Raw genomic sequence first — 19,206 nt, 5'->3', positions numbered from 1 at the left:
GAAAACAACTTATTGGAAAATTTAAACAGGCTCTAAGAAATTACAGCCCAATTCACATTCTTTTTACGCAATTCTTTTAGCTGTTGCCAGATAACGGCATTTTCGGGACGGACACAGTTGGGGTCTTCATCGAGCAAACGCTCGGCTATATCGCGCACATACTGCAAGAGCTGACCATCGCGGGCTATATCGGCTATCTTCAAATCGAACGCCACACCGCTTTGCTGCGTTCCTTCCAAGTCGCCCGGTCCGCGCAACTTCAAGTCGGCTTCGGCAATCTCGAACCCGTCGTTCGTCTGCACCATGATTTCGATGCGCTTGCGTGTCTCTTCCGTCAGCTTATAACCGGTCACGAGAATGCAATACGACTGGTCGGCACCGCGTCCCACTCGTCCGCGCAACTGATGCAACTGCGACAACCCAAAGCGTTCGGCATTTTCGATGACCATTACCGAAGCGTTCGGCACATTGACCCCCACCTCAATAACCGTAGTGGCCACCATAATCTGTGTTTCGTTGCGTAAGAAGCGTTGCATCTCCTCTTCCTTTTCGGCAGGCTTCATCTTGCCATGCACTTTGCTTACCTTATATTCAGGAAACTCCTCGCAGATGTGCAGGTATCCGTCCTCCAGATTTTTGATATCCATTTTCTCGCTCTCTTGTATCAGCGGATAAACGATATAAACCTGTCTGCCCTCCTGTATCTGTTTTCTGATAAACGCATACATTGACGGGCGGCGATTATCAAACTGATGAACAGTCTGGATGGGTTTACGCCCCGGCGGAAGCTCGTCGATAACCGACACGTCGAGGTCGCCATACAGCGTCATCGCCAGCGTACGGGGAATGGGGGTAGCCGTCATTACCAACACGTGAGGCGGAGATACGTTTTTCGCCCATAACTTGGCACGCTGGGCTACCCCGAACCGGTGTTGCTCATCAATAACCACCAAGCCAAGCGAAGAAAAATTAACCGTATCTTCGATTACGGCGTGCGTACCTATCAGGATATGCACGTCGCCCGTCAGCAAATCGCGGAGGATTGTTTCTCGCTTCTTTCCCTTTACCGCCCCCGTAAGCAGTTCCACACGGACTTCCATACCTTGCAGGAATCGCGAAATGGTTTCGTAATGCTGCGTGGCAAGAATTTCGGTAGGCGCCATCATACATGCCTGATAACCATTGTCTAAAGCGATAAGCATGGTCATGAGCGCCACCAAAGTTTTCCCGCTCCCAACGTCGCCCTGCAAGAGGCGATTCATCTGCCTGCCGCTCTTCATGTCGCGCCTCATCTCTTTAATCACCCGCTTCTGCGCACCGGTAAGCTCGAACGGCAGATTTTGTGAATAAAAGGTATTGAAAATCTCTCCCACCCGCCCGAACACCAGTCCGCGGAATTTATTGCGACGTTCCTTCGTATAACGGAGAATATTCAGTTGGACGTAGAAAAGTTCCTCGAACTTCAAGCGATACTGTGCGCGGCGAAGCAGTTCGGGATTCTGAGGGAAATGGATATTATAAAGTGCCTCGGTAAGCGGCATCAGATGGTGAGACTCTATCAGCGAAACGCTCAACGTTTCGTCGATAACCTCGCGCTGTAAAGCATTGAAGAGGTTCTTCATCAATTTTTCAATGGCGTGCGAATTAAGGTTGCTCCGCTTCATCTTCTCCGTAGTGTTATAATACGGTTGAAGCCCCATTGAAGAAAGTGTCAGTTCCTCGGCAGGGTCGATATCGGGGTGAGGGATGTTGATGCGCCCGTTAAAGACAGTAGGTTTACCGAACACAATATACTCTTCGTTCGCCTTATACCGCCCCATGACGTATTTAAGTCCTTGAAACCAAATCAGGTCTACTACGCCCGTTCCATCGGAGAAGTGCCCCACCAGCCTGCGCTGGCGTCCTTCGCCGAAAGTTTCAAAACTTAATATTTTTCCTCGCAACTGAATATAAGGCATGTTGCCGTCTATCTCATGAATGTAATAAAGGCGACTGCGGTCAACATACTTATAAGGGAAATAATACAGCAAATCCCGGAACGAACAAACATTCAATTCTTTATTCAGAATAGCCGCCCGCTGAGGACCTACTCCCTGCAAATACTTTATATCACGCGAAGATAAATCGAGCACTTTGAAAATAATAAATGAGAGATTAAACACACGCTACTCGGCATCAGCCAAGACTTCGGCTACCCTTAAATCGAAAGGAGTGGTAAGTTTGATGTTTTCACGATTCCCCTTAACCAAATAAACCAGATGTCCCAACGCCTCCACCACCGAAGCATCGTCAGTAAACCGGGGAACATACACCTGCCTGTAAGCCTGTTTCAGCAGACCGACGGTAAAAACTTGGGGAGTCTGCACCAGTTTATAACAGTCACGCGGAACAGTTTCACTCTGTCCGTCCGGCTCCACACGACGTATGGTCTCTACCACATCCGTAACCGGAACCACAGCTTCCTGCTCTGCCGCCGCATCGTAACAGGCCGCTATCACCTCACGTGATACAAACGGACGAACCCCGTCATGCACACCAACCAGTCCGTCTTCCTTCACTTGCGCCAATCCGTTCCGCACCGAATGAAAACGGGTCTCTCCGCCATCGGCTACGGTGTGCGGAAGCGTAAAACCGTAATCTGCACAAAGGCGCTTCCAGTAGGCTTGCTGCTCTACCGGAAGTACCACTATCAGTTCTATCTTATCGTCGTAAGCATGAAAAGCCTCCAGCGTGCGCATCAATACCGGTTTGCCTTTTATCGGAATGAATTGCTTGGGAATATCGCCTCCCATCCGCAAGCCCTTTCCGCCTGCAACGACTATGACATATTTTTTCATCAGGCAAATAACATGCCGTTTTTTACCTCTTGCGCTTTCGCTGCGCCAGCAAGTTTCTCAAGAAGGGCAAAGCCGAACATCGCAGCAGCAGCCGGACCTTTTCCCAATACGAAATTATCCACTACTTCCACCATGTTACCTGTATATTCCGCTCCGTCCAGATACTTATCGAATCCCGGATAGCAGGTTGCCTTCTTACCCTTCAACAATCCACGCTTTCCATACACCATCGGAGCAGCACAAATAGCAGCCAACGGTTTACCGGCAGCAGCGAAATTCATAATCAGTTTATCCAAACCTGCGTGTGCGTCCAAATTGGTTGCTCCCGGAAGTCCACCCGGCAGAACTATCATTTCAACATCTTCCTCTTTCAGCTCTTCAAACAATATATCGGCAACAACAGGTACTTGATGCGCTCCCATTACCACTTTATTTCCTGTCACAGATACGGTTTTTACTTCCAATCCACCCCGGCGCATGATGTCTAACGGAGTCAGTGCTTCTGTTTCTTCAAAACCTTCTGCTAAAAAAATACAAATCGTTTTCATAAGCATAAATCATTTTAGTTTAAAATAATATGTTATCGTTCCGCTTTGGTTATTTACTCCTTCCACCGTATTAAAGCGTGCTTTTCTTGCAGCTTCTTCGGCAGCACGGCGTAAAGCGGGATTAACCGTATTGGTACGTTTATTAATACTTGTACTAATAACTTCTCCAGCAGGATTAACAACGATGGTTACTACCACACGCCCTTCATCCTGTACATTATAGACAGGAACCGGCAGACCGCCTTTCCCCAACGAACGCCCGTTTAAGTCGAATGTTCCATATCCACCAACCCCATCGGTTTTCCCCGTATCGGAATTTCCGGTCGGACTTCCTTGCAAGCCCGTCCCCGATGCAGCCGTTCCTTTGCTCCCCATTTTAGAACCTTTACCGAACGCACCGGCTATTTTGCTGGCAGCAGCTTCTGCCGCAGCACGCTCAGCCTCGGCGCGTTTTTCAGCTTCGGTTTTCTCTTTTGGCTTAACTGCAACTTCCTTTTGAGGCTTGGTTTCTTCTTTCTTGGGCTTTTCCTTTTTAACTTGAATGGGTGATTCTTCTGCTTGGGTTATCATCGGTTGTTCAACTTCCGGCTCAGGTATTGAAGGCTCCGGCTGAACCGCTTCCTGCTGAGGCATAACATCAACTTCCGTAAGCGTATAAGGATCGGCATCCCCTGTCGCTTCTTCAGCCTCTCCCAGCATAACCGGCACACCACCTTCTTCCTGCGGCTCGGGTTTTACCAGCGTCAGGACAAAAAGCAGAACCAGTATCAACACGTGAAGCACGGTTGTACCTATTATTCCTGTTACCTTACTTTTCCTCATAAACTCAACAGTTATTGTTTTTTATCCGGACGGCGAGTGGCAAGCACCATTTTAAAATGATTCTCGTTGGCGATGTTCAATACACGAACCACCTCTCGGTAAGGAATTGATTCATCAGCATACAGAGCCACATACATTTCGGGTTCTTTCTGCGCACATTCTTGCAAAAAAGCCGGCACTTCATCAATACTAAGCGGCATTTCGTCTTCTTTTCCGAACGCGCCGTAATAATTCAAGTTCTTATCTATAATTACCCGTGCCATAGGCTTCGCTGAGGTTTGTTCGGAGCCTTGCGGCAATAAAACTTTAATGGCGTTCGGCGACACCATTGTTGAGGTTATCATAAAAAATATCAGCAACAAGAATATAAGGTCTGTCATTGACGACATACTGAAGCTGGGCGATATTTTTTGTCTTCGTTTAAGTGGCATAAGCAATTATTTTTCGGTCGGTTCATTCAGCAAATCCATAAAAGCAATCGTACGTGCTTCCATTTGGCTGACTACCTTATCTACCCGATAAACCAAATGATTATAAGCAAACATGGCAGCAATACCTACAACCAATCCTCCTACGGTGGTAATCATAGCCTCGTAAATACCACTTGACAGCAACGTGATGTCAATGTTGTTTCCGGCGTTTGCCATGTTCCAGAACGCCTTGACCATACCTGTTACCGTACCCAAAAATCCCAGCATCGGCGCACCGCTGGAAACCGTTGCGATAATAGACAGTCCGTTCTCCAGCTTAGCTACCTCAATGTTTCCGGTATTCTCAATGGCTGCCTGTACGTCTGCGGTAGGGCGATTCATACGCATAATTCCTTTCTCTATCATACGTGCCGATGGCGTATTAGCCATTCTGCAATAGTTGATTGCCGATTTGATTTCGCCCGATTTTACATAGTCGCGGATGCGTTCCATAAACAACGGATCTTCTTTACCCGCCTTACGGATTACCACAGCCCGCTCGAAAAATATGTAAAAGGCTATAACCGACATTACAGCCAGAACAATCATAATCCATCCTCCCTTACAAGCCATATCCCAAAGATTCATCTGGGGTTCGCCCGAAGCAAGAGGAGTCAATACCGGATTTTCACCGGTTACAGTTTCGGCCACCGTCTGTGCAGCAGCCAGCAAAGTCAATGTTACCATAATTAATGAAGGCATTTTTTATATTCTTCAATCGTTTTCTTTAATCCTAAATACAGTGCGTCGCATATCAGTGCATGACCGATTGACACTTCGTCTACCCACGGGATATTGTCGTGGAAATACTTCAAATTCGCCAAACTCAAGTCATGTCCGGCGTTCAGCCCCATCCCCAACTTGCGAACCACTTTGGCAGCTTCTACAAACGGAGCCACTGCTGCTTCGGGATTCTTCGGATAAAGCGAAGCATAAGGTTCTGTGTACAACTCTACCCGGTCGGCTCCGGCTTTGGCGGCATATTCTATCATCGGGATATCCGTTCCTACAAAAATAGAAGTACGGATACCTGCCTCATCAAACACATCCATCAGTTCTGTAAGGAAGGCGAGATTCGTCTTGGTATCCCAACCTGCGTTTGATGTGATTTGGTCGGGAGCATCGGGTACCAGCGTAACCTGATGTGGCTTTACTTTCAAGACCAAATCAACAAACTCTTTCGAAGGATAGCCCTCGATGTTGAACTCTGTTTTCACCAGCGGGCGAAGCGTATATACATCGGCATAGCGAATGTGTCGCTCGTCGGGACGCGGATGAACCGTAATTCCCTCGGCACCATAAGCCTCGCAATCAACCGCTACCTGTGCCACGTTGGGATTATTTCCGCCACGCGCGTTGCGCAGGGTAGCCACCTTGTTTATATTAACACTTAATTTAGTCATATCGTTTATTTGTTTTTTCGTATATTTGCATCAACAACGTGCAAAGTTAGCAGGATTTACGAGAAATTTGTAACAATAATCCTGAAAAAGATTGATAAAAAAGCTATAAAGTCTATGCAACAGAGAATGAAATTTGCCCTTTTCGGAAATACTTACCAAGCACACAAGTCGGCGCATGTGGCTCACTTATTGGATATTTTACGAAAAAAAGAAGCACAAATCTGCATCAGTAGCGAGTTTTACGATTTCTTACACCACCATACGAATACTAACTTAACAGGACTTGAAGTATTTGAAGGGAATAACTTTACAGCCGACATGGCGCTGAGCATAGGAGGCGACGGCACTTTTCTGAAAGCTGCCAGCCGGGTAGGAGATAAAGAAATTCCGATATTGGGCATCAATACAGGCAGGCTGGGGTTTCTTGCCGACATATCGCCCGACCAAATGGAGGAGACTTTCGAAGAAATCCACCGTGGAATGTATCTTGCCGAACCCCGCCGCGTGTTGAAACTCACCTCTCACGGACAGGTTCTGAAAGGATATCCTTACGGACTGAACGAAATAGCCATTCTGAAGCGAGACAGTTCTTCGATGATAACCATCGAAGTATTGGTTAACGGCGAACCGCTGAACACTTACCGGGCAGACGGACTGATTATCGCCACACCTACCGGCTCTACGGGATATTCGCTCAGTGTGGGCGGCCCCATCTTGGTTCCTCAAAGCGGAACCATCAGCCTGACAGCCGTTGCTGCCCACAGCCTCAACATACGCCCGATAGTAATCCGCGACGATTGGGAAATCACACTTAACGTAGAAAGCCGCAGCCATAATTTCCTCGTGGCAGTAGACGGACGCAGCGAAAGTTGTCGCGAAGGTACGCAACTAACCATCCGCCGCGCCGATTATCATGTACGCATCGTGAAACGTTGCCACCATTCGTTCTTCAACACCCTGCGCGAAAAGATGATGTGGGGAATGGATAACCGCATCTGATTCCCCACTGTTTCTGTTTCCCCGAAGGGTCAGAAGGCAGGCAAAGTAACTTTAAACAGCTCGCTGGGGCGGTGTTCGGTCCGAATTACTTGGAGCATACGGCGAACCACCGACGGATGTTGTGCAGCCACATCATGGTCTTCGTGAATGTCTTCTTTCAAATTATACAACGAAGGAGTGCCTTTCTTCACCAACAACTTCCAATCGCCCATGCGCACCGCTATCTGGTCGGTTTCATGAAACTCCCAATACAGATACTCATGCTTTTTCTGCTTATCGTCGTTTCCTAACAAGGTCGGAGCAAAAGAAATACCATCAAAACCTCCTTTGTATGCTGCGGGAAAACCTTCGTCGCCTATCAGCTCGCAAAACGTAGGCATTATATCATAAAAAGCCAACTGCAAATCGTTCGTGCTTCCACGCTTCACATGTCCCGGCCAGCGCACGATAAACGGAACACGGATACCGCCTTCGGTACATTGGCGTTTCAGTCCTCTCAACTTCCCGTCGCGTCCGAAGAATGCCGGGTCTGCGCCTCCTTCTTCATGCGGACCGTTATCGCTGCTGAAAAATACAATCGTATTCTCATCCAGCCCTTTTTCTTTCAGCTTATCAAAGATTTCTCCCACGTAAGCATCCAAGCGGGTAATCATGGCAGCAAACTGAGCGTGGGTATGCGTTACGGGATTATAGCGCGAGCCTTCCGAACCTCCCCATGTTTTGTCTTCGAAAAAGCGTTTCTTGTAACCATTCAGAATCGAATCATTCGGCTGAGCCAGTTCGGCGTGAGGAAGCGTATAGGTAAAAATGCCGCAAAACGGTTGCTCGCCCGTCTGGGCGTCCAGCCATTTCAAAGCCTCTTGGTGAATCAGGTCTGCCGAATACTGGGGACGCTTGAAATAATCATCGCCATACATCGGATACTTGATATTTTCTTCCAACACCACGCGCCTAACCTCTTTATCGCCTTTCGAACGGCTATACCGGTTCAGGAAATTCGGATAATACAAGTGGGCTTGAAACTGACAGATATATCCGTAATATTCATCCACTCCCCGCTTGTCAGGAGTAGACCACGAGCCTTCGTAACCTCCCGCCCATTTACCAAACATACCGGTCGTATACCCGTTACGCTTCATCACTTCGGGCAATATCACGTGGGCCGAATCGTAAGGTTCTTGTCCCACCACTGCAAAATCCGGATTCTCGCCATACATCACTTTATCCGCCTGCGTCCAATATTCCTTATTTCCGCGGACATGAGTATGCCCGCTGTGCTGCCCCGTCATCAGCGTAGCACGCGAAGGAGCACTCACCGGACTGCCGGCGTATGCCTGCGTAAAGCGCATCCCTTCTGACGCCATGCGGTCGATATTCGGAGTCTCGATCAGCCGCTGGCCGTAACAGCCCAAATCGCCATACCCCATGTCGTCACACAATATAAATATAATATTAGGAGTCTGCCGTTGTTGTGAGAAAATTCCCGTAGCAGTAGCCATAAATGCAGATAAAATCAATGCTTCTTTTTTCATAGTAACTCATGTAAATTAAAGTAAGGCTCAAAGATAACAAAAATCAAGAAATAAACACCCTCTCACGAAAGAGATTTTTACAACTGCAAACCGTCAAAAAATTCATCCCGACAAACCAAGTAACGCAAGCCGATAAGTCATCCGGTCTTTCGGGATGAGTTGATGAACACATGCGGAAGCGTTTTGCCCTGCCATAAAAACGAATCTTTACGGGTAGCAATTATTTCCGAACCCATAGAACGCATCACACAACACATTATTTCTCAAGCGCTGCAGAGCGCTGTGTTTCAAAAAATATTTATCCCATTATTTTGCAATACATTATATTATTTATATCTTTGCGTCCGAAATGGATGAAAGGTGGAGGGGCGGTCAAGCTCCTTTTTTTATTCTTAATAGTTTATACATGATAGATAAAAACATTGTAACCCGGATAGTAGAAGAATGGCTGGAAGATAAAGATTATTTTCTGGTAGACGTAACCGTTAATCCGGATGACAAAATCGTAGTGGAAATCGACCATGCCGAAGGAGTATGGATTGACGATTGTGTGGAACTGAGCCGTTACATCGAATCGAAACTGAACCGCGAAGAAGAGGATTACGAGCTGGAAGTAGGCTCGGCAGGTATCGGACAACCGTTTAAGGTTTTGAAGCAGTACCAGATTCACATCGGAAAAGACGTGGAAGTATTGGCTAAAGACGGTAAAAAGTATACCGGCGTACTGGCGGATGCCAACGAGGAAAACTTTACGATAACCATCGAGGTTAAAGTGAAACCGGAGGGAGCGAAACGCCCGAAATTGGTAGAACAGAACCTGACATTTACTTACGAGGAAATAAAATATACCAAATACTTAATTAGCTTTAAATAATCATGGCGAAGAAAGAAGAAACAGTCAGCTTGATTGACACATTCTCGGAATTTAAAGAACTAAAGAATATCGACCGCACCACAATGGTGAGCGTGTTGGAAGAATCGTTCCGTAGCGTTATTGCAAAAATGTTTGGTACGGACGAGAATTACGACGTTATCGTAAACCCCGACAAAGGAGACTTCGAAATATGGCGTAACCGCGAGGTGGTGGCAGACGATGAGCTGACCAATCCCAACATGCAGATTTCGCTGACGGAAGCCCGCAAAATAGACACATCGTACGAAATCGGCGAAGAGGTTACCGACGAGGTTATCTTTGAAAAGTTCGGACGCCGTGCCATCCTGAACCTGCGCCAGACGTTGGCTTCGAAAATACTGGAACTGGAAAAAGACAGTTTATATAATAAATATATAGATAAGGTGGGAACAATCATCAGCGCCGAAGTATACCAGACGTGGAAAAAAGAAATCCTTTTGCTGGACGACGAAGGCAATGAGTTGCTGCTGCCCAAAACGGAACAGATTCCGAGCGACTTTTACCGCAAGGGAGAAACGGTGCGCGCTGTCGTAGCACGTGTTGACAACAAAAATAACAACCCGAAGATTATTTTGAGCCGCACCTCGCCCGTGTTCTTGCAGCGTCTGTTCGAACAGGAAGTACCGGAAATCAACGACGGACTGATTACTATCAAACGCATCGCCCGCATCCCCGGCGAACGCGCAAAGATTGCCGTCGAATCATACGACGAACGTATCGACCCGGTAGGTGCATGTGTGGGTGTAAAAGGCTCGCGTATTCACGGAATCGTACGCGAACTTCGTAACGAAAATATTGATGTAATCAACTACACGTCAAACATCCAACTGTTTATCCAGCGTGCCTTGAGTCCTGCTAAGATTTCTTCTATCGTAATGCACGAAGAAGACAGAAAAGCAGAAGTCTACCTGAAACCCGAAGAGGTTTCGCTGGCTATCGGTAAAGGCGGGTTGAACATCAAACTGGCAAGTATGCTTACCGAATATACCATCGATGTATATCGTGAACTGAACGAAGATGCAACCGACGAAGATATCTATTTGGACGAATTTAAAGACGAAATCGACGAATGGGTTATCAACGCCATCAAGAGTATCGGCATTGATACTGCCAAAGGCGTACTGAACGCTCCGCGTGAAATGTTGGTTGAAAAAGCAGACTTGGAAGAAAATACGGTAGACGACGTATTGAGAATTTTGAAAGCCGAATTCGAAGAATAATCTGTTTGTTCTTCTCCGACTTTTAAAATTTTCATTTTTCAATTTTTCAATTTAACAAAGCGTATGACGATTAGATTAAATAAAGTAACAAGAGACTTAAATGTAGGGATTACTACGGTAGTAGATTTTTTGCAGAAAAAAGGCTACACCATTGAGGCGAATCCCAATACCAAGATTACAGACGAACAGTATGCTGCGCTCGTAAAAGAGTTCAGCAAAGACAAGGATTTGAAAATAAAGTCGGAGAAGATTTTTCAAGAACGGCAAAACAAAGACCGCAATAAAGCCTCCGTGTCTATCGAAGATTTACATCCGGAAATGAAAAAGCCGGAGGTAATAGAAACCGTCGTGCCCGAAGAGGTGCGTCCTAAATTCAAACAGGTAGGCAAGATAGACTTGGATAATCTTAACAAAAAGAACAAAGCGGAAACTACCGAACCGAAAGATACTGAAATTGCGGCCGAACCTCAAAAAGAAGAAACTGCGCCCACACCGGCAGCAGTGGAAGAAGTACCCGCAGCACAACCGGAAAACAATAACACTGAAGAACAGATACCGACGAAAACAGAAACGGAAGAATTGAAATCAAAGCCGATGGAAGAAGAAAAGAAAGAAACACCTCAACAAGAAGCCCAACCGACTTCTGAGAAACAGGAAGAAGAGATTTTTAAAATCCGACCGACTGAGTTTAAATCTAAAATCAATGTAGTAGGGCAAATTGACCTTGCAGCATTGAACCAGTCTACCCGTCCGAAGAAAAAATCAAAAGAAGAAAAGCGGAAAGAACGCGAAGAGAAAGACAAATTGCGCCAAGAACAGCGCAAGCAAATGAAAGATGCCATCATCAAGGAAATACGTAAAACGGACGAAAAAGCCGACAAGGCAAATGCTGACGATGCAACTAACAAAAAGAAAAAACGTAACCGCATTAACAAAGAACGGATTGATATAAACAATCCGGTTAATGCTTCGGGAAACGGTGCTTCGTCACGCTCAGAAAAATCGAACAAAGGCTCGCAGCAACAAGGAGGCGGAAAACATGGCAAAGACCGTTTCAAGAAGCCGATTATCAAACAGGAAGTGAGCGATGAAGACGTTGCCAAGCAGGTAAAAGAGACATTGGCCCGCCTGACAAACAAAGGAAAGAACAAAGCTGCCAAATACCGTAAAGAAAAACGTGAAAATATCCAGAACCGCCAAATGGAACAGGAGGAACTGGAACAGGAAGAAAGCAAGGTATTGAAACTTACCGAGTTTGTAACGGCAAACGAACTGGCAAGCATGATGAATATTCCTGTTACGCAAGTTATCTCTACGTGTATGAGCGTGGGTATCATGGTGTCTATCAACCAGCGTTTGGATGCAGAAGCTATTAACTTGGTTGCGGAAGAATTTGGTTACAAAACAGAATATGTAAGTGCCGAAGTGGCTCAGGCAATAGAGGAAGAAGAAGATGCCGAGGAAGATTTGCAACCTCGCGCTCCGATTGTTACCGTAATGGGTCACGTTGACCACGGTAAGACGTCTTTGCTTGATTATATCCGCAAGGCAAATGTAATCGCCGGTGAAGCCGGTGGTATCACACAGCACATCGGAGCTTATAACGTCAAGCTGGAAGACGGACGCCGCATCACATTCCTCGATACACCGGGACATGAAGCATTTACAGCCATGCGTGCGCGTGGTGCAAAGGTTACCGACGTGGTTATTATCATTGTGGCAGCCGACGATAATGTCATGCCGCAAACCAAAGAAGCTATCAACCATGCAATGGCAGCCGGAGTACCTATCGTATTTGCCATCAATAAAATAGATAAACCGAATGCCAACCCGGACAAGATAAAAGAAGAATTGGCTTCGATGAACTTCCTCGTAGAAGAATGGGGAGGTAAATATCAGTCGCAAGATATTTCGGCTAAAAAAGGTATCGGTGTACAGGAGTTGTTGGAAAAAGTATTGCTTGAAGCTGAAATGCTTGACTTGAAAGCCAATCCGAACCGCAAAGCAACCGGATCTATCATCGAATCGTCACTGGATAAGGGACGTGGTTATGTGGCTACGGTATTGATTTCGAACGGTACGTTACACGTGGGCGACATCGTGCTTGCAGGTACTTCGTACGGAAAGGTGAAGGCGATGTTCAACGAGCGTAATCAGCGGTTGAAAGAAGCCGGTCCGTCAGAACCGGTATTAATCCTCGGATTGAACGGTGCTCCGGCAGCAGGCGACACATTCCATGTATTCGACACCGACCAAGAAGCCCGCGAAATAGCCAACAAGCGCGAACAGTTACAGCGCGAACAAGGACTGCGTACCCAGAAGATGCTTACGCTGGATGAAGTGGGTCGCCGCTTGGCATTGGGAGATTTCCACGAACTGAACGTCATTGTAAAAGGCGACGTAGACGGCTCGGTAGAAGCATTGAGCGACTCGCTGATTAAACTTTCTACCGAACAAATTCAGGTAAACGTTATCCACAAAGGCGTAGGTCAAATCTCCGAATCGGATGTGTCTTTGGCAGCCGCTTCAGATGCTATCATCGTAGGTTTCCAAGTCCGTCCGTCAAACAATGCTGCCAAACTGGCTGAGCAAGAAGGTGTGGATATCCGTAAGTATTCTATTATTTACGATGCCATCGAAGAAGTAAAATCGGCAATGGAAGGTATGTTGGCTCCTACGCTGAAAGAGCAAGTTACAGCTACACTTGAAGTGCGCGAAGTGTTCAACATCAGCAAAGTGGGTATGGTTGCCGGTGCAATGGTGAAAACAGGTAAGGTAAAACGCAGCGACAAGGCTCGTCTTATCCGCGACGGTATCGTAGTATTTACCGGAAATATCAATGCACTGAAACGCTTCAAAGACGATGTAAAAGAGGTTGGAGCGAACTTCGAATGCGGTATCAGTTTAACGGCTTGCAATGACTTGAAGGTAGGCGATGTTATTGAAACTTACGAAGAAATAGAAGTAAAACAAAGTTTATAATATAGTTGGAAGTTGGGAACTGAATGTTGTCAATGAATGGGGTTTCACATACCGTTCATTGACGGCTTTCGATTCTCAACTTTCAATTTCCTGAATATGGAAACGCTTGACTGGATAATAATAGCTGTGATTGCCATCGGAGCCATTTTGGGTTTCATGAAAGGTTTCCTCAATCAATTGGCATCCATAGTCGGGCTAATCGCCGGACTTTTGGTAGCACGTGCCTTATTCGTTTCTGTGGGCAAACGGTTAGCAGCAGAAATGGGGGCTTCTGTCACTTTTTCTCAAATTTTGGCCTTCGTCATCATTTGGATGCTTGTCCCGATTGGTTTATGCATCATTGCAGGTATGCTAACCAAAGCGCTTGATGTCATCCGTTTGGGTTTTGTCAACCGCTGGTTAGGAGCCGGATTGGGAGTCATTAAGTACGGCTTGTTAGCAAGTATCGTTATCTATTTCATCGAATATGTAGATACGGAAAATACCTTAATTCAACCAACAAAAAAGCAAGCGTCGGTGTTATATTATCCTATGAAAAGATTTTCTGGAATTTTTATTCCCGTCGTAAAAGACGTTACTCAACACTTAATAAATACTGATTATGCAAGAACCCAATAAATATGTAAAAGAACTGACGCAAGAGAAGTACAAGTATGGCTTCACGACTGATGTTCATACAGATATTATTGAAAAAGGACTGAACGAAGATGTGGTTCGACTGATTTCTGCCAAGAAAGGCGAACCGGAATGGCTGTTGGAGTTCCGCCTGAAAGCATATCGCCATTGGCTGACAATGGAAATGCCTACATGGGCACATCTGAACATTCCTGAAATTGATTATCAGGCCATCTCTTATTATGCCGATCCGACCAAAAAGAAAGAAGGTCCGAAAAGCATGGATGAGGTAGACCCTGAATTAATCAAAACATTCAATAAGTTAGGTATCCCTCTGGAGGAACAAATGGCTTTGAGCGGTATGGCGGTAGATGCCGTCATGGACTCGGTTTCCGTAAAGACAACCTTTAAGGAGACATTAATGGAAAAAGGTATCATCTTTTGTTCCATCAGCGAGGCTGTACGCGAACATCCTGATTTGGTGAAGAAATATTTAGGCTCGGTAGTGGGTTATCGCGATAACTTCTTTGCCGCACTTAACTCTGCCGTATTCAGCGACGGTTCGTTCGTTTATATCCCGAAAGGAGTCCGTTGTCCGATGGAGCTTTCTACTTACTTCCGTATCAATGCAGCCAACACCGGACAGTTCGAACGCACACTTATCGTTGCCGACGACGACAGTTATGTATCGTATCTCGAAGGATGTACGGCTCCGATGCGCGATGAAAACCAGTTACATGCTGCCATTGTAGAAATCGTGGTGCTTAACCGTGCAGAAGTAAAGTATTCTACCGTGCAGAACTGGTATCCGGGCGATGCCGAAGGTAAAGGCGGTGTATATAATTTTGTTACCAAACGTGGTAACTGTAAAGGCGTAGACAGCAAATTATCGTGGACACAGGTTGAAACCGGTTCTGCCATCACATGGAAATATCCGAGCTGTATCTTGAGTGGAGACAATTCCACGGCTGAGTTTTATTCGGTTGCCGTAACCAACAACTTCCAGCAGGCAGATACGGGTACGAAGATGATTCATCTGGGCAAAAATACGCGCTCTACCATCGTAAGTAAAGGTATCAGTGCCGGACGGAGCCAGAACTCTTACCGCGGATTGGTTCGAGTGGCAGAAAAAGCCGACAATGCACGCAATTTCAGCCAGTGCGACTCGCTCTTGTTGGGAAGCCATTGCGGAGCACATACATTCCCTTACATGGATATCCACAACGAAACTGCCGTAGTAGAGCATGAAGCTACTACTTCTAAGATATCAGAAGACCAAGTGTTTTATTGCAACCAGCGAGGCATTTCTACCGAAGATGCCGTAGGGTTGATTGTGAACGGTTATGCCAAAGAGGTACTCAACAAACTACCGATGGAGTTTGCCGTAGAAGCTCAGAAGTTGCTCAGCATTTCTTTGGAAGGAAGCGTAGGATAAAATATTTAATTGATTTGTTATGTTAGAAATAAAAGACTTACATGCCAGCATCAATGGCAAAGAGATATTGAAAGGCATCAACCTTACCGTAAAATCGGGCGAAGTACATGCCATCATGGGACCGAACGGTTCCGGTAAAAGTACATTAAGCAATGTATTGGTAGGACACCCTTCTTACGAAGTGACTAAAGGTTCGGTTACATTCGACGGGAAAGATCTCCTGTCGCTCTCGGCGGAAGACCGCAGCCGTGAGGGGTTGTTTCTTTCGTTCCAATATCCGGTAGAGATTCCGGGCGTAAGCATGGTGAACTTCATGCGTGCGGCAGTGAACGAACACCGCAAATACAAGGGACTACCTGCCCTCACCGCCAGCGAGTTTTTGAAACTGATGCGCCAGAAGCGCGAAATCGTGGAACTGGACAGCAAACTGGCTAACCGTTCGGTAAACGAGGGGTTCTCCGGCGGAGAGAAAAAACGGAATGAAATCTTTCAGATGGCAATGCTCGAACCGAAGTTGAGTATCCTCGATGAGACTGACTCCGGACTGGATATTGATGCGCTCCGCATCGTGGCTGAGGGAGTAAACAAACTGAAAACGCCGGAAACGAGCTGCATCGTTATTACGCACTACCAGCGACTGCTCGATTACATCAAACCGGATGTCGTACACGTGCTTTATAAAGGACGAATCGTAAAGACTGCCGGACCGGAATTGGCGCTGGAGTTGGAAGAAAAGGGTTACGACTGGATTAAGAAAGAACTGGGAGAGATTTAACAATGAAAGCAGAACAACAATATATCGACCTTTTTACGCAATGTGAAGCCATGATTTGCCGACACAGTGCCGAGGCTTTGAATGCCCCGCGCGCCACGGCTTTTGCCGATTTTGAGCGGTTGGGCTTCCCTACACGTAAGCAGGAAAAGTATAAATACACGGATGTCGACAAATATTTCGCTCCGGATTATGGGTTAAACCTCAACCGGCTGACTTTCCCGGTTAATCCCTACGAGGTATTTAAGTGTGATGTGCCTAACATGAGTACCTCGCTTTACTTCGTGGTGAACGATTCGTTTTACAAGCAGGTGCAGCCCACCGGACAGTTGCCCGAAGGGATTATCTTCGGCAGCCTGAAGGATATGGCGGAACAGCATCCCGAACTGGTGAAACGGTATTATGGCAAACTGGCGGATACGTCGAAAGATGCAATAACGGCATTTAACACCATGTTCGCGCAAGACGGCGTACTGATGTATATTCCCAAAGGCGCGGTAATGGACAAGCCTATTCAGTTGGTAAACATTCTGCGCGCGGATGTCAATTCGATGGTAAACCGCCGCATCTTGGTTATAGTGGAGGATGATGCGCAAGCCAAACTGCTGATTTGCGACCATGCTATGGATGAGGTGAACTTCCTTTCCACACAAGTAATCGAGGTGTTTGTTGGCAACAATGCTTCGTTCGACCTTTACGAACTGGAGGAGACGCATAACAGCACCGTACGCTTCAGTAATTTGTACGTCGACCAGCAGGCAGACAGCAATGTGCTGCTGAACGGTATTACGCTTCATAACGGAACTACCCGCAACACTACGGAAGTAACGTTATCGGGCAGAGGTGCCGAACTGAACCTGTGCGGCATGGCGATTGCCGACAAGAACGAACAGGTGGATAACCATACGTTCATCGACCATAAAGTAGCCGACTGTACGAGCAACGAATTGTTTAAATACGTGTTAGACGACCAAGCCGTGGGAGCTTTTGCCGGAAAGATACTGGTACGCGAGGGTGCGCAACATACTTCGGCGCAGCAAACCAACCGCAACATTTGCGCTACGCGCGAAGCACGTATGTACACGCAGCCTCAACTTGAGATTTATGCCGACGACGTGAAATGTTCGCACGGGGCTACCGTAGGACAGTTAGACGACGCAGCACTGTTTTACATGCGTCAGCGCGGCATCAGTCTCAAAGAAGCCCGTCTGCTGCTGATGTTTGCTTTCGTCAACGAAGTTATCGACAACATCCGCATGGATGCGCTCAAAGACCGTCTGCACCTGTTGGTTGAAAAACGTTTCCGAGGCGAACTGAACAAGTGTCAGGGATGCGCCATCTGCAAATAATTACCATGAACAGTATGTACGATATCAATAAGATAAGAGAAGACTTCCCGATACTGTCGCGCACGGTTTACGGCAAGCCGCTGATTTATTTAGACAATGGTGCCACAACCCAAAAACCGCGCTGTGTGGTAGAGGCTATTACCGATGAATATTATTCGGTAAACGCCAACGTACATCGCGGTGTACACTTCTTGTCACAACAGGCTACCAACCTCCACGAAGCTTCGCGCGAAACCGTACGGCAGTTTATCAATGCCCGCTCCACGGCAGAAATTGTCTTTACGAGGGGAACAACCGAAAGTATCAACCTCGTGGCATCTACGTTTGCCGACAGCCAAATGAAAGCCGGCGACGAGGTGATTGTATCGGCTATGGAGCATCACAGCAACATTGTGTCGTGGCAGCTTCAGGCGGCACGTAAGGGCATCGTGCTGCACGTAATCCCGATAAACGACCGTGGCGAACTCTTGCTCGACGAATACGAAAAGCTGTTTTCCGAGCGTACGAAGCTGGTTTCCGTCACCCACGTTTCAAACGTATTGGGTACGGTAAATCCGGTTAAAGACATCATCGCCACGGCTCATGCCCACGGTGTGCCGGTACTGATTGACGGAGCGCAAAGCATTCCGCATATAAAAGTTGATGTGCAGGATTTGGATGCCGACTTTTATGTATTCAGCGGACACAAGATTTACGGACCTACAGGCGTGGGCGTGCTTTACGGCAAAGAAGAATGGCTCGACCGTCTTCCTCCTTATCAGGGAGGCGGGGAAATGATTAAGAACGTAAGTTTCGAGAAAACCACATTCAACGAACTTCCTTTCAAGTTTGAAGCGGGAACTCCTGACTACATCGGCACTACCGCGCTGGCTAAAGCGCTCGATTACGTCTCTGCTCTCGGCATCGATGCCATCGCCCGACACGAGCATGAACTCACCACGTATGCCCTCGCCCGACTGAAAGCCATCCCCGGAATGCGCATTTTCGGCGAAGCGGCAGAACGCGGGGCAGTCATCTCGTTCCTTGTAGGAAACATTCATCCTTTCGATATGGGGACGCTGCTCGACCGCTTGGGTATTGCCGTCCGTACAGGCCATCACTGCGCCGAACCGCTGATGCACCGCATGGGCATCGAGGGAACGGTACGGGCTTCGTTCGGACTTTACAACACGAAAGAAGAAGTCGACGCACTGGCTGCGGGTATTGAGCGCGTGAGCCGGATGTTTGCATAAACAAGCTCTAACAGCCGATTTGCAAAAACATATTTTATCTGTCATGGCTTGCAGGAATTGGATTTATCCTCCCTGCA

The 19,206-nt window shown here is 47.0% G+C and carries 17 protein-coding genes; 9 read left to right on the top strand and 8 right to left on the bottom strand.

The features are described 5' to 3' along the window. Positions 1–32: 32 nt before the first annotated feature. From recG to M3085_RS01710, 7 genes are read right to left on the bottom strand one after another with little or no spacing between them, the layout of a single operon-like run. Complete coding sequence (gene recG, locus M3085_RS01740; protein ID WP_191710059.1) at positions 33–2,132, bottom strand: ATP-dependent DNA helicase RecG; 2,100 nt, start codon at positions 2,130–2,132, stop codon at positions 33–35. Between the two features lie 33 nt (positions 2,133–2,165). After that, entirely contained in the window at positions 2,166–2,837 is a 672-nt protein-coding gene (locus M3085_RS01735) for a 2-C-methyl-D-erythritol 4-phosphate cytidylyltransferase (protein WP_249052154.1), read from the bottom strand. After that, the gene (locus tag M3085_RS01730) at positions 2,837–3,385 is read right to left on the bottom strand and encodes a DJ-1 family glyoxalase III (protein WP_178256709.1); all 549 of its coding nucleotides are present in this window, start codon (positions 3,383–3,385) and stop codon (positions 2,837–2,839) included. Before M3085_RS01730 ends, M3085_RS01735 begins: the two co-directional genes overlap by 1 nt. Before the next feature lie 9 nt (positions 3,386–3,394). Continuing rightward, complete coding sequence (locus M3085_RS01725) at positions 3,395–4,207, bottom strand: TonB family protein (RefSeq protein ID WP_204500685.1); 813 nt, start codon at positions 4,205–4,207, stop codon at positions 3,395–3,397. Positions 4,208–4,218: 11 nt separating this feature from the next. Further along, complete coding sequence (locus M3085_RS01720; RefSeq protein ID WP_178256711.1) at positions 4,219–4,638, bottom strand: ExbD/TolR family protein; 420 nt, start codon at positions 4,636–4,638, stop codon at positions 4,219–4,221. 6 nt (positions 4,639–4,644) lie between these two features. Then, positions 4,645–5,364 (bottom strand): MotA/TolQ/ExbB proton channel family protein, encoded by a 720-nt coding sequence (locus M3085_RS01715; protein ID WP_178256712.1) that lies wholly within the window; start codon positions 5,362–5,364, stop codon positions 4,645–4,647. Between the two features lie 2 nt (positions 5,365–5,366). Beyond that, positions 5,367–6,080 (bottom strand): pyridoxine 5'-phosphate synthase, encoded by a 714-nt coding sequence (locus M3085_RS01710; protein ID WP_178256713.1) that lies wholly within the window; start codon positions 6,078–6,080, stop codon positions 5,367–5,369. A gap of 114 nt (positions 6,081–6,194) precedes the next feature. Here M3085_RS01710 and M3085_RS01705 point away from each other — a divergent pair, with 114 nt between their 5' ends. Beyond that, a complete protein-coding gene (locus M3085_RS01705) occupies positions 6,195–7,079 on the top strand; it encodes an NAD kinase (protein ID WP_178256714.1) in 885 nt (294 codons plus the stop codon). Between the two features lie 29 nt (positions 7,080–7,108). On the opposite strand, the gene M3085_RS01700 is transcribed toward M3085_RS01705, so the two are convergent. Then, positions 7,109–8,611: an arylsulfatase gene (locus tag M3085_RS01700; RefSeq protein ID WP_249052153.1), complete on the bottom strand. Its 1,503-nt coding sequence runs from the start codon at positions 8,609–8,611 to the stop codon at positions 7,109–7,111. Between the two features lie 406 nt (positions 8,612–9,017). Between M3085_RS01700 and rimP the strand changes: the two genes are divergently transcribed. The 8 genes from rimP (at position 9,018) to M3085_RS01660 (ending at position 19,129) form a co-directional block, all read left to right on the top strand. After that, positions 9,018–9,485, top strand: coding sequence for a ribosome assembly cofactor RimP (gene rimP, locus M3085_RS01695; RefSeq protein WP_178256716.1), 468 nt, complete (start codon positions 9,018–9,020; stop codon positions 9,483–9,485). A gap of 2 nt (positions 9,486–9,487) precedes the next feature. Next, on the top strand, positions 9,488–10,744 hold the full coding sequence (gene nusA / locus M3085_RS01690) for a transcription termination factor NusA (RefSeq protein WP_178256717.1): 1,257 nt from the start codon (positions 9,488–9,490) through the stop codon (positions 10,742–10,744). A gap of 63 nt (positions 10,745–10,807) precedes the next feature. Next, complete coding sequence (gene infB, locus M3085_RS01685) at positions 10,808–13,726, top strand: translation initiation factor IF-2 (protein ID WP_178256718.1); 2,919 nt, start codon at positions 10,808–10,810, stop codon at positions 13,724–13,726. A gap of 96 nt (positions 13,727–13,822) precedes the next feature. Then, complete coding sequence (locus tag M3085_RS01680) at positions 13,823–14,344, top strand: CvpA family protein (RefSeq protein ID WP_178256719.1); 522 nt, start codon at positions 13,823–13,825, stop codon at positions 14,342–14,344. Further along, entirely contained in the window at positions 14,322–15,776 is a 1,455-nt protein-coding gene (gene sufB / locus M3085_RS01675) for a Fe-S cluster assembly protein SufB (RefSeq protein WP_178256733.1), read from the top strand. Before M3085_RS01680 ends, sufB begins: the two co-directional genes overlap by 23 nt. Before the next feature lie 19 nt (positions 15,777–15,795). After that, the gene (gene sufC, locus M3085_RS01670) at positions 15,796–16,551 is read left to right on the top strand and encodes a Fe-S cluster assembly ATPase SufC (RefSeq protein WP_178256720.1); all 756 of its coding nucleotides are present in this window, start codon (positions 15,796–15,798) and stop codon (positions 16,549–16,551) included. Between the two features lie 2 nt (positions 16,552–16,553). Further along, positions 16,554–17,897 (top strand): Fe-S cluster assembly protein SufD, encoded by a 1,344-nt coding sequence (sufD, locus tag M3085_RS01665; RefSeq protein ID WP_249052152.1) that lies wholly within the window; start codon positions 16,554–16,556, stop codon positions 17,895–17,897. Between the two features lie 14 nt (positions 17,898–17,911). Next, positions 17,912–19,129 (top strand): aminotransferase class V-fold PLP-dependent enzyme, encoded by a 1,218-nt coding sequence (locus M3085_RS01660; protein WP_249052151.1) that lies wholly within the window; start codon positions 17,912–17,914, stop codon positions 19,127–19,129. The last annotated feature ends 77 nt before the right edge of the window (positions 19,130–19,206 follow it).

It is taken from the genome of Bacteroides caecicola (assembly GCF_023337095.1).
Taxonomy (GTDB): domain Bacteria; phylum Bacteroidota; class Bacteroidia; order Bacteroidales; family Bacteroidaceae; genus Phocaeicola; species Phocaeicola gallinarum.
Note: the sequence above shows the minus strand (reverse complement) of the source record. Positions and strands in the feature narration are given on the sequence as shown.